Source organism: Dactylosporangium sp. NPDC051485 (assembly GCF_040682015.1).
Lineage (GTDB): Bacteria > Actinomycetota > Actinomycetes > Mycobacteriales > Micromonosporaceae > Dactylosporangium.
Genome location: NZ_JBFAZW010000009.1, coordinates 76,926 through 88,532, shown reverse-complemented (window position 1 = coordinate 88,532; position 11,607 = coordinate 76,926). Strand labels below are relative to the sequence as shown.

Sequence of the window (11,607 nt, the reverse complement as noted above, 5' to 3'; positions counted from 1 at the left end):
GGCGCGCCCCGGGTCGGGCCCCGGACCCGCGAGGGGCGTGCAGAATTGACCGGTGAACTTCCGGTCGATCTACGCTCACGGGTTCGTGCGGGTGGCCGCCTGCACCGGGCGGACCGCCATCGCCGACCCGCCCGCCAACGCCGCCGCGGTGCTGGCGCAGGCGCGGGAGTGCTCGGACGAGGGCGTGGCCCTGGCGGTCTTCCCGGAGCTGGGGCTGTGCGGGTACAGCATCGAGGACCTCCTGCTGCAGGACGCGGTCCTCGACGGGGTCGAGGACGCGCTCGCGACCGTCGTGGCCGGGTCGTCCGACCTGCTGACGGTGCTGGTCGTGGGGGCGCCGCTGCGCCACCGCGGCCGGGTGTACAACTGTGCGGTCGTGGTGCATCGCGGGCGGGTGCTGGGCGTGGCGCCCAAGTCGTACCTGCCGAACTACCGGGAGTTCTACGAGGCGCGGCAGCTCACCGCGGGCGACGAGGTGCGCGGCGGGACGATCCGGGTCGGGGGCGCCGACGTCCCGTTCGGCACGGACCTGCTCTTCGCGGCCGAGGATCTCCCCGATCTGGTACTGCACGTCGAGATCTGCGAGGACATGTGGGTGCCCGTCCCGCCGAGCGCGGAGGCGGCCCTCGCGGGCGCGACGATCCTGGCGAACCTCTCCGGCAGCCCGATCACGGTCGGGCGGGCCGAGGACCGGCGGCTGCTGTGCCGGTCCGCGTCGTCGCGGTGCCTGGCCGCCTATGTGTACGCGGCGGCCGGCCTCGGCGAGTCCTCGACCGACCTGTCGTGGGACGGCCAGACGATGATCTACGAGAACGGCGCGCTGCTGGCCGAGACCGAGCGGTTCCCGGACGGGCCGCGGCACGCGGTGGCCGACGTCGACCTGGACCTGCTGCGCCAGGAGCGGCAGCGGATGGGCACGTTCGAGGACAACCGGCGCACCCACGCCGCGCGGACCGGGGACTTCCGCCGGGTGGCGTTCACGCTCGGGGCGCCCGACGGCGACCTCGGGCTGCGGCGGGTGGTCGAGCGGTTCCCGTTTGTGCCGGCCGACGTCGAGCGGCTCGCGCTGGACTGCTACGAGGCGTACAACATCCAGGTCGCCGGGCTCCGCCAGCGTCTGGCCGCGATCGGCGAGCCCAAGATCGTCATCGGCGTGTCCGGCGGCCTCGACTCCACCCAGGCACTCATCGTGGCCGCGCGCGCGATGGACCGGGCCGGGCGGCCGCGCACCGACATCCTGGCCTATACGATGCCGGGGTTTGCCACGTCCAGCGGTACCAAGGACAACGCCCACGCCCTCATGCGAGCCCTCGGCGTCAGCGTGCACGAGCTGGACATCACCCCGACCGCGCGGCTCATGCTGGCCGAGCTGGGCCACCCGTTCGCCAAGGGCGAGCCCGTCTACGACGTGACGTTCGAGAACGTGCAGGCCGGGCTGCGCTACGACTACCTGTTCCGCATCGCCAACCACCGCGGCGGCATCGTGCTCGGCACCGGGGACCTCTCGGAGCTGGCGCTGGGCTGGTCGACGTACGGCGTCGGCGACCACATGAGCCACTACAACGTCAACGGCGGCGTGCCGAAGACGCTGATCCAGCACCTGATCCGCTGGGTCGCGGCCACCGGCGAGTTCGACGAGGAGGTCGTCAAGATCCTCCTGGCCATCCTCGACCAGGAGATCTCGCCCGAGCTGGTGCCGGGGGAGGAGCTGCAGTCCTCGGAGTCGAAGGTCGGCCCCTACGCGCTGCAGGACTTCACGCTGTTCCACGTGCTGCGCTACGGCATGCGCCCCTCGAAAGTCGCGTTCCTGGCCTGGCACGCCTGGCGCGACGCCGCCGCCGGCGCGTGGCCGGCCCACTTCCCCGAGGCCAAGCGGGTCGCCTACGACCTGCCGCAGATCCGCCACTGGCTGGAGGTGTTCTGCCGGCGGTACTTCGGCTTCGCCCAGTTCAAGCGCTCCGCCCTGCCCAACAGCCCGAAGGTCTCGGCCGGCGGCTCCCTGTCCCCCCGCGGCGACTGGCGCGCCCCCTCGGACGGCAACGCCAACGCCTGGCTGCGCGAGCTGGAACGGTGGGACATGTCATGAGCTGCTACACGTGTACCGTGAACGCCCGCTCCGGCGACCTCCCGCCCCGCGAGGAGATCGCGTCCGATCCGTACTGGCGGGTGGCGCACGTCTTCGACACCGCGCTGCCGGGCTGGCTGGTCCTCGTCCCGCGCCGGCACGTCACCACCGTCGCCGACCTCACCGACGAGGAGGCCGCCGGCCTGGGCACCTGGCTGACCCGCCTGTCCCGGGCGCTGCGCGACGTGACCGGCTGCGCGAAGACCTACGTCGCCCAGTTCGCGGAGAAGGAGGGGTTCGCGCACGTGCACTTCCACGTGGTGCCGCGCATACCCGACCTCGCGGCGCCGCTGCTCGGGCCGGGCATCTTCGGCCTGCTCGGCGTCCCGGGGGAGCGCGCCGTCCCGGAGCCGGAGCGCGACTCCCTCGCCCTGGCACTGCGAGCCTCGCTGGGCGCACGCCAGTGACCGGGTTCGATAAGTCGGGCGCTGGCGCGCCGCGACTTATCGCATTTATACCCTGACAGGTCATAAATGCGATAAGTCGGACAGCAACGCACTTCACGCTCGCGCGGCCGCGTTGCGGCGGAGCGGGGCGGTCTACGTGCCCGGCGAGGCGGTCAGCTCGGCGCGGAGCAGCGAGTAGAGGTACACCGAACGCCACCGCCCCTCGCGGAACTGCGCCGCGCGGATCAGCCCCTCCCGGGTGAACCCGGCCTTCTCCAGCGCCCGCTGCTCCGCCACGTTCTCCACGTCGGTGTAGGCCTCCACCCGCTCGACGGCGGTGGTGTCGAAGAGGTACTCGGCGAGCAGGCGCTGGGCCCGGGTCCCGTGCCCCCGGCCGCGGTGCTCAGGCAGCAGCGCGGCGCCGATGTTCCAGCAGCTCCAGGCGGGGATCCCGTAGGTCGCCCGGCCCCACGTCACGGTGCCGGCGACCGCCTCCGGCAGCTGCACCAGCAGGCAGCCGTCGTCCGGGCCGATCAGCCGGTGCTCCTCGAAGCGGCGCAGGGTGCCGGCGATGTCACGGAAGCCGGACCAGTTGAACGCGCCGCCGGCCTCCGGCTCGTCGGCCTGCCGCTGCAGCACCCACAGGTCCGCCGCCGTCACCGGCCGCAGGGTCACGCCCATCGCAGCAGCGTACCCGGCCGCTACACCGGGGGCGCCCGCTCGGTTCGCCGCGCGGCGGATGTGTCGAGAACCCGTCGCGGGCCGGGCCGAGACCGGGCCGATCGACCATGATTGGCGCGGGCAGAGGTTGGAGAACGGCAATGTCGTCCGGTTCCGACACCCGGCTGGGCGTCGAGACTGACATGGAACCGGTCGCCGCGGCCACGCGCGCCCTGCACGTGGACGGCGACCTGCACAACGCACGGAGGTACTTCGACGCCGCGTGGGCGCGCGCCGAGGCCGAGAGGGACGTCCCCGCCATGGCCGAGGCGGCGCTGGGCTACGCGGGCGTCTGGGTGCACGAGCACCGCACCGGCGCGGCTGCGGCCGTGCTCGAGCAGCGGCTGCAGCGCGTGCACGCGCTGGTCGACCCCGGCGGCGCGCTCGCGTTGCGGATCCGGGCCCGGCTGGCCGCCGAGCGCGACTACCGCGAGGGCCGGGCCGACGCCGTCCTGACCACCCTGGAGGAGGCGCGGGCGCTGGGCGACCCGATCGCGCACGCCGAGGCGCTGAGCCTGGCCCACCACTGCCTGCTCGGCCCCGAGCAGCGGCTGCTGCGCCGGGAGATCGCCGTCGAGCTGCTCGGGATCAGCTCCCGCACCGGCCGCCGCAGCGACCTGCTCCTGGGGCTGCTGTGGTGGACGTCCGACCTGCTGCTGGACGGGGATCGGCACGCCGAGCGCCGACTGGCCGAGCTGCGCGGCCTGCTGCGGGCGCACGAACACCTCGCGATCGGGTACGTGAGCGCCGCCATCGAGGTCATGTGCGAGATCCGGGCCGGGCGCTTCGCCGAGGCTGAGCGGCTGGCCGAGCGCTGCTTCGAGCTGGGCGCCCGGGCCGGGGACGCCGACGCCGCCGGCTGGCACGGCGGGCACCTGGTCGCCATCCGCTGGTACCAGGGGCGGCTGCCGGAGCTGCGCCCGATGCTGGACCAGCTGGTGCACTGGCCGACGCTCTCCGTCGTGGACAACGCCTACTTCGCCGTGCACGCCGTCGCCGCGGCCGAGGCCGGCGACCTGCGCACGGCCGCCGGCGCCCTGGCCCGGCTGCGCGGCCGGTCGCTCGAGGAGCTGCCACACTCCGGCAGCTGGCTGGTCACCATGCACGGCATCGTCGAGGCGGCGCGCATCCTCGGCGACGCCGACCTGGCCGCCGAGGCCTACGAGCTGCTGCGCCCGCACGCCGAGCTGCCCGCCATGGTCAGCCTCGGCATCGCCTGCTTCGGCTCGGTGCACCACGCCCTGGGCGTCGCCGCGGCCACCTTCGGCCGCCGGGACCTCGCCGAGGAGCACCTCACCCGGGCCGTCGAGCGCAACCGGGCGCTCGGGCACTGGCCGGCTGCCGAGGAGTCCCGCCGGGCCCTGCAGCGGCTCGCACCGGCCGAGCCGGCGCGGGCCTCCTGCGTGCGGGAGCGCCAGCACTGGCGGCTGGAGTGGGACGGACGCCCGGTGCTGGTCGAGAACAGCGTCGGCATGCTGCACCTGGCCGTGCTGCTGGCCAACGCCGGCACCGAGATCCCGGCCGTCGAGCTGGCGATGGGGGTCACGGGCATGGCGCAGGCGGCCGGCTCGCGCACGTCGCCGCAGGACGTCCTCGACCAGGAGGCGATGCGGCGGTACCGCGGCCGCGTCGCCGAGCTGCGCCGGGAGATCGAGGCCACCTCGGACCGCCGCCGCGCCGCCGCCGCCGAGCGCGAGACGGAGGCGCTGCTGGCCGAGCTGGCCGGCAGCGTCGGCATCGGCGGGCGCAGCCGGCGGTTCGCCGACAACGCCGAGCGGGCCCGGGTCGCGGTCGGCAAGGCGATCCGCCGCGCCATCGCGAAGGTCGAGGAGTCCGACCCCCGCCTGGGCCGGCACCTGCGGGAGACGGTGCACACCGGCCGGCAGTGCTCCTACCGGCCGGTGTGAGCGACCCGCGCACGAACCAGCCGACGTGTCCGGCCCGGTGTGGGCTACCGCTGGGCCGGGATCGTCCGCGTGCCGGTCGCCTGCGGCCACTGCGCCGCCGCGCCGCCCGCCTGGTCGACGACGACCGCGAACTGCGCGTGCAGCTGCGCGACCTCGCCGTTGAGTCGCTCCTCGAGCTTGCCGTGGGAGTAGCGCTGGGCGACGTCGCGCGCGTCGCGCAGCACGGCCAGGTTGAGGCCCGGCAGCTGCGGCTCGCCGGCGTCGGGCTCCGGGGCCGGCCGCTCGTCGTCCCACGGCCAGCGCAGGTGGACCAGCGGCAGCGCGAGCCGGCCGGCCACCCCGTTGCGGCCGCGGTCCTCGAGGATCGCGGCGCACCCCTCCTCGAACACCTCGCGGGCCCGGCCCTCGGCGCTGGAGATCGCCGACTGCAGCGCGTTCCAGGCCTTGCCGTGCTCGCCGAGCGCGCCCCGGGCCGCGTCGATGTCCCGCTCGCTGCGCGTCCGCGCCCGCTCGACGCCCCGGGCCACCGCGTCCTCGCGGTCGGCGAAAGGGTTGTGCGACTGCACCTTCACGCCGATGGCCGAGACGCTGAGCAGCAGCAGGATCACCACGAAGGCCCAGCGGTAGTCGGCCAGGTCGTCGAAGGCCGCGCCGGCCGTGGTGGCTCGCACGTACGCGGCCACGCCGAGCAGGCCGACGGTGCACACCCCCGCCAGCACCGGGAACGTCAGCCGCGGCCAGGGCAGGTCGCCGACGTCCCGGCGCAGCGGCTCGGGCCGCCAGTCCCAGAAGATGCGGCGCAGCAGGATGGCCGGGTTGAGCGCGGGCAGCAGCCGGCGCCGGGTGACCCGGGCCCGCCGCCGGAAGAGGTGCTCGGCCAGCTTGTCGCCGGCCAGCAGCAGGCACAGCGCCATGCCCACGGCCGGCAGGTAGGCGAGGTAGGCGAACAGGCTGCCGTCCGGCAGGTCGAGGATGCGCTGCACGAGGGTGCCGACGAACTGCCCGTCGAAGACCGACGCGATGGCGAGCACCGCCCACACCACCCACTTGGGGATGGACCGGCGCCGCAGGTCCTCGGGCCCGTCGTCGGCGTGGTCCCAGACCATCCGCTCGCGCTGGCCGCACGCCTCGGCCGCGGTGCCGACGGCGCGGAAGGTCGCGACCCGGTCGATGGCCGCGGCCGTGGCCTGGAACCGGTCGATCACCACGTCGCAGGCCTGCCGGATGCTCGGCAGCGCCTCGCGCAGCGACGCATTGCCGGCGTTGAAGGCGCGCACCAGCGCCGCCGCCTCGAGGTCGTCGACGCTCTGCGTGACCTGCGTGGGCGAGCCGATCCGGATCGGCACCGGCCCGGCGTCGCGCGAGCAGGGCACCGGCCCGGACCAGCGGCCGGTCCGCGCGCCGTTGTTGGAGCTCAACTCCGCCATGAAGACTCCCTCAGCTCACGTGGCGACGATGTCGACGCGCCGGAAGCACTGCAGCTTCTCGTCGTCGCCGGCCCCGGCCGGCACCTCGATCGGGTACGGGCAGGCCTGGGTCACGCCCATCCCGCGCGGCGTCACGCCGGGCACCTTGTTGCGCTGCAGCGCGGCGGCGACGGCCTCGGCCCGCCGCTGCGACAGCTCCTGGTTGTGCCCGGCCGAGCCCCGCGCGTCGGCGTAGCCGAACACCTCGACCTTGAGGTTGGGCCGGTTACGGATCTCCACAGAAATCTGCAGGATCAGGTCCATGGCGCTGGTCCGCAGCGTGGTCTGGTCCGTGTCGAACTGCGCCGCGGAGATCGAGTAGACCGAGCGCGAGGGGTCGAACGGCACCGACGGGTCCTCGACGGACTTGCTCGGCGGCGTGCCGTCGCCGGTGCCGGCGCTCGTCACCGACGTCGTGCTCACCGTGCACCGGCCGCCGGCCCCGGTGCAGAGCTTCTGCCACAGCTGGCCGAGCCAGGCGACCTGCTCGGTGGTCGGGACCGGCTGCTGCGCGGCCGGCTTGCCGATGCCGACGAACTCCACCGTGACGCCGTCCAGGGTGGCGGGCTTGAGGTCGCCGCCGGCGCACTCCCGCGCGATGGCGTCGATCTCCTGGGGGTTGGCGAAGTTCGCGTGGACCAGGTTGGCGCAGCCGGTGTTGGCCAGCCCGTCCGTGGCCACGACGAGGTGCCTGGCCCCCTTGCCGTCGCGCAGCCAGCCGGCCGCGAGGCTGATCGCCTTGGCGATGTCGCTGCCCTTGGCCAGCGGCGCGCTCGCGGCGGCGGTGGCCAGGTCGGCGCCGATGCAGCCGCTGGCCTCCTGCTCCCGGCTCTGCTGGTTGGCGGTGTTCTTGACGCCCTGCTGCCAGTCGGTGGAGCGGTCCTTGGCCGTCCACGCGAGGTCGGCCGTGGTCCCGCTGAAGGGCGCGATCGAGATCGTGTCCCGCCGGTGGACGGCCTCGTCGACCATCGGCTGCAGCGCGTCGGCGTAGTCCGGCGACTGGGCCGCGGGGCCGCCCGCCCGCGTTGAGTTTGTGGTGTCCAGCAGCACGGCGGTCCGCCCGGCCCCGTCCTGGCGCTGGCTCATCCAGCCGCACTTGGCCTGCTGGCGCGGCGCCTCGCAGGCCGCCGCCCCCGCGGTGGTGAGCAGCAGCGCGAGCAGCGCCGCCGCCGGGCGCGCGGCGCTCACAGCTGGGCCTCCAGCGTCTCGCTGTCGGCGGGGCCGGCCTCGCCGAAGTCGGCCAGGTTCCACTGTCCGATGTCGACGCCCATCTGGCGGCAGAAGGCCTGCAGCGCCTTGTCGTAGGCGTTGGCGAACTCGAACAGCCCCAGCCGCTCGTGGTCGCCCACGGCCCGCCGCAGCACGCCGACGAGATCGTTGTAGCGCCGCTCGCGGTCGCGGGCCAGCGCCTGGGTCACCTTCGAGAACCGCTCGTCGACCATGCTGGCCGCGAAGAGCAGCAGGAACTGCCGCTCGTCCTTGCCCAGCTCGGCGAACTGCTCGAGCTGCTGGAGGCCGCGCAGCCAGGACTCGGTGCGCTCGCGGAGGAAGTGGTCCCGCAGCGTCTGGCTGAGGTGCTCCTCCTCGATCTTGATCCGGCGCAGCTCGAGCGGGGCCTTCTCCTCCCGCAGCTTCGGGTCGAGGAAGACCCGGACCGTGGGCACGCACTGCACCATGCCGTTGTCGTCGCCGAAGCACATGCCCTGGCGCATCTCGCGGTCGGCGTTCATCACGTTCTCCGCGGACGCGGGGTGCAGGGGCTCGAGGGTCCGGGCCAGCCGCCAGATCGTCTTGAGGAACGAGTTGACCGCCGTGTCGTGGTAGATGCCTGCGAGCTGCTCCAGCCGCACGTACTCCAGCTGCTTGCCCGGCGCATTGCGCCAGCTCAGGTGCAGGATGACGTGGAAGTCGAACACGTCACCGGCGGCCGGCACGATGAACGGCGTCTGGATCGGCCGCGGCTCGAACGTCCCGGCCGGTCGCAACGGCTCCTTCGACGCCTCCTCGGGGGGCTCGTCGATCGTCTCCGGCTCCGGCCGGGGGTCCTTGAACCAGTCCACGATCCGTCGCAAGAAGCTCATGGTGTCGGTGCCTCCGTAGTGGTCTTCAAGCGGTGGTACAGCGTCTCGATCAGTCCGGCCTTGGGGTTGCGCTTGCGCCAGATGGTGAGGTTGAACAGCGCCCGCTGGGCGAGCGCGCCGCGGAATACGTCCAGCGCCATGGCCTCGACGAACGCGGCCAGCTCCGGGTCGCGGTCGGCCAGCAGCAGCCACTGCAGCATCGGCGTCCAGGCGCGGCGGGAGGTCATGGGGCCGGTCAGCGCCCGGCGCCACAGCGCCACGAGGGCGTCGCGGTACTCGTGGTTGCCGGCCGCGATCTCGGGGAGCGCGGGCCACCCCTCCAGGCCCGCGCTCCCGGCATAGCGAGCGAGGATGACCAGCACCCGGACCGCGTGCTGGCGCAGGTGCTGGTTCTCGCTCGAGATCCACTCGGAGATCTCCCGCATGACGAGGTCGCCGCCGCCGTTGAGGAACAGCCAGCCCATGGCCACCGAGACCGCGTTGCTGGTCGCCAGGCCGGACCGGCCGCCCAGCCAAGCGATCATCTTGATCGCGTGCGGGACGTCGGCCGTGCCGATGTCCAGCCCGTAGGAGCGCGCGGCGGCGTCCTGCAGCTGCGGGTCGGAGCTGCCGGCCCAGGCGTCGACCTGCCCGTGCACCCGCTCGGCGAGGCCCTTCGCGCGGTACGCCTGGTCCATGGCGGCCGCGGCCGAGAAGCGGTACTGCACCTGCCAGCCCGCCCAGACCCGGATCACCGTGGCGTACACCTCGGCGAAGTCGAAGGCCGCGAGCAGCCCGACGATCTGCCCGGCGCGCACCCGGACCTGCGCGATCGGGCTCCCGCCGAGCACCTGCAGCCACAGCATGATGGGCCGGCGCAGCGTGTCGTAGTCGTGCCAGGCGACCTCGAGCAGCGAGCCGAGCAGGCGTACGTCGGACAGCTGCGCCGTGCGCGGGGCGCCGTCGGCGGCGACCTCGGCCGGCTGCGCCGCGACCATGCGCTGGTCGATGAGTGTGTCCAGGCTCGCGTCGAAGATCAGGTGGGCCGGCGCCGACTCCCGCACCTCGTACAGCGGCATGATCTTCTGGCTCAGCAGCTCCGCCGCCTGGAACACGTACGACAGCGGCAGGCCGTGGAAGACCGCGTAGGAGATCCGGAACGCCTGCTGGTGCGGCACCAGCTGCGGCTTGGCCGGATCGCTCGGCGGCGCCTGCAGCAGCTCCTTCGCCAGGTTGCGCAGGGCGTCGTCCCAGGCCGGGTCGACGTCGTCCAGCGGCTTGCCGCTGTGCACCACGTCCGGGCGGGTCAGCGGCGCCACCAGCAGCCGCACGACGTCGGAGACCGACCTGGTCAGCAGCAGCCGGGCGCGCACGGCGGGGTCGTCCCGCACGCGCCGGCGGTACCGCAGCAGGCTCATCTCGTCGCAGCCGGCGTAGCAGTCGGCCCGGTGCCGGCGCAGCCGGACCTCCAGGTGCCGGTCGAGGACCTCGGCCCCGTCCGGGCGCGCCACGGTGAACGGGCCCGGCTCCGGCCCGTCGACGATGACGAGGAAGGCGCCGCTGTCCGTGGCCCGCTGGCGCAGCGCCTCGACGCTGTTGGCGCGCATCGGCCGGCCGGCGCGCTCGATCACGAACCCCTGCCCGGGCTCGAGCGTCACCTCGTCGTAGAGGACGGCGAAGATGTTCTCGTCGTCGACCTCGAGGGTGCCGATCCGGGCGGGGTCGCAGCCGGCCCGCTCCAGCAGGTACAGGCCGGTCGTGGTCCGCCCGCTGCCGGGCGCCCCGCCGAGCACGACCAGGTGGCGGCCGCGGAGCTCGGCGAGCATGTCGCCGACCCGGTCGACCGGGACGTACGTCTCGATCTCCCGCGCGACGTAGCCGGCGCCGAAGGTCGCCTTCTGCACCGTGAGCTGGCGGCCGCCGAAGGAGATGTACTCGTTGTACTGGTGCTCGTAGTAGTTGTTCTGCGAGTGGTCGCCCTGGCCGATGGCGCCGCGGTTGACGTGCGCCTCGTTCAGGGTCTCCCGGCCGGCGGCGACGGCCCGCATCTCCTCGGGCATGTTGTCGTACCGGCCGCCGCCGTCCTCGGCCGAGCCCGGGCCCCCTTCGGGCTGCTTGCCCTCGATGCCGCCGATGCTCTGCCGGGAGCTGAGCGAGGCGACCGAGTCCAGCGCCGACTTGGCGGGCTCCGGCTTCGCGGGCTCGGCCACCTCCTCGCCCTCGGCCGGCTTCTCGTCCTCGACGCCGAGCTCTCCATCGAGTTCGACGCCGAGTTCGACGCCGACGTCCCCGGCGTCGAACTCGTCCGCCGGTATCGGTGCGGGCGCCTCCTCGGTCTCGTCCGCCATCAGGCGCCGTTCTCGTAGAAATAGTTGGTGGTGTGATCGCCCTGGCTCAGCACGCCGTGCTCGAGCGTGCCCGTCCGGGCGCCGGGCGAAGCGGCGGGCTCCGGCCGGGTGGGCCGCGGGACGTGCTCGGACAGCACGGCCACGAGCGCGGGCAGGTCGAGCTCCAGGTTTCGGGAGCGCAGGCTCATCGCCGAGTGGTTGCTGAGCTCGGCGATCCCGCTCGGCAGATCCCCCGACTTGGGCAGCGGGGTGCCATCCAGCACCAGCGGAATGATCGTGATGTTGCGCTGCAGCGATGTCTCGATCTCGTACCGGACGAAGTCCTTGTCCTGATCGATGAGCCGCTCCCCGAGCGGGTTGCGCAGGATGAGCCAGTTCGGGCCGATGAGCACGAGCAGCACGGTGCAGTCGCGCAGGCGGCGGTCCAGCTCCGGGGGGAAGGGGGCGCCCGGCGGGAGGTCGGTCGAGTCGAGAAAGATCTTCTCTGCGCCGAATACCTGGCGCAGCTCCCGATTGAGATGCGCCGCGGCCTGGTGGCCGTCGCCGGTACGGTAATTGATGAATACGCCGGACATTCCGGTGGCCTTTCACGCAA

General features: G+C 73.5%; 9 protein-coding genes. 3 read left to right on the top strand and 6 right to left on the bottom strand.

The window, feature by feature from the left end; all coding sequences use genetic code 11:
• The first annotated feature begins 52 nt into the window (after positions 1 to 52).
• Both AB0M46_RS07235 and AB0M46_RS07230 read left to right on the top strand, forming a co-directional pair.
• On the top strand, positions 53 to 2,086 hold the full coding sequence (locus AB0M46_RS07235; protein ID WP_363333439.1) for an NAD(+) synthase: 2,034 nt from the start codon (positions 53 to 55) through the stop codon (positions 2,084 to 2,086).
• A 17-nt stretch (positions 2,087 to 2,103) separates the two neighbouring features.
• Positions 2,104 to 2,532, top strand: a complete 429-nt coding sequence (locus AB0M46_RS07230; RefSeq protein WP_363333438.1) for an HIT family protein — start codon at positions 2,104 to 2,106, stop codon at positions 2,530 to 2,532.
• Between the two features lie 132 nt (positions 2,533 to 2,664).
• On the opposite strand, the gene AB0M46_RS07225 is transcribed toward AB0M46_RS07230, so the two are convergent.
• Complete coding sequence (locus AB0M46_RS07225) at positions 2,665 to 3,192, bottom strand: GNAT family protein (protein WP_363333437.1); 528 nt, start codon at positions 3,190 to 3,192, stop codon at positions 2,665 to 2,667.
• A gap of 140 nt (positions 3,193 to 3,332) precedes the next feature.
• On the opposite strand from AB0M46_RS07225, the gene AB0M46_RS07220 reads away from it, so the two are divergent.
• A complete protein-coding gene (locus tag AB0M46_RS07220) occupies positions 3,333 to 5,138 on the top strand; it encodes a hypothetical protein (protein WP_363333436.1) in 1,806 nt (601 codons plus the stop codon).
• Between the two features lie 44 nt (positions 5,139 to 5,182).
• On the opposite strand, the gene AB0M46_RS07215 is transcribed toward AB0M46_RS07220, so the two are convergent.
• Genes AB0M46_RS07215 through AB0M46_RS07195 form a run of 5 tightly spaced genes read right to left on the bottom strand, consistent with a single transcriptional unit; the run spans position 5,183 to position 11,587 of the window.
• Positions 5,183 to 6,565: a hypothetical protein gene (locus AB0M46_RS07215; protein ID WP_363333435.1), complete on the bottom strand. Its 1,383-nt coding sequence runs from the start codon at positions 6,563 to 6,565 to the stop codon at positions 5,183 to 5,185.
• 15 nt (positions 6,566 to 6,580) lie between these two features.
• A complete protein-coding gene (locus tag AB0M46_RS07210; RefSeq protein WP_363333434.1) occupies positions 6,581 to 7,792 on the bottom strand; it encodes an OmpA family protein in 1,212 nt (403 codons plus the stop codon).
• Positions 7,789 to 8,685 carry a hypothetical protein gene (locus AB0M46_RS07205; protein WP_363333433.1) on the bottom strand — a complete coding sequence of 299 codons (897 nt, stop codon included), beginning with the start codon at positions 8,683 to 8,685 and terminating at the stop codon, positions 7,789 to 7,791. Before AB0M46_RS07205 ends, AB0M46_RS07210 begins: the two co-directional genes overlap by 4 nt.
• A complete protein-coding gene (locus AB0M46_RS07200) occupies positions 8,682 to 11,012 on the bottom strand; it encodes a hypothetical protein (RefSeq protein WP_363333432.1) in 2,331 nt (776 codons plus the stop codon). Before AB0M46_RS07200 ends, AB0M46_RS07205 begins: the two co-directional genes overlap by 4 nt.
• On the bottom strand, positions 11,012 to 11,587 hold the full coding sequence (locus tag AB0M46_RS07195) for a toll/interleukin-1 receptor domain-containing protein (protein ID WP_363333431.1): 576 nt from the start codon (positions 11,585 to 11,587) through the stop codon (positions 11,012 to 11,014). The genes AB0M46_RS07200 and AB0M46_RS07195 overlap by 1 nt, the downstream gene beginning before the upstream one ends.
• Positions 11,588 to 11,607 lie beyond the last annotated feature (20 nt).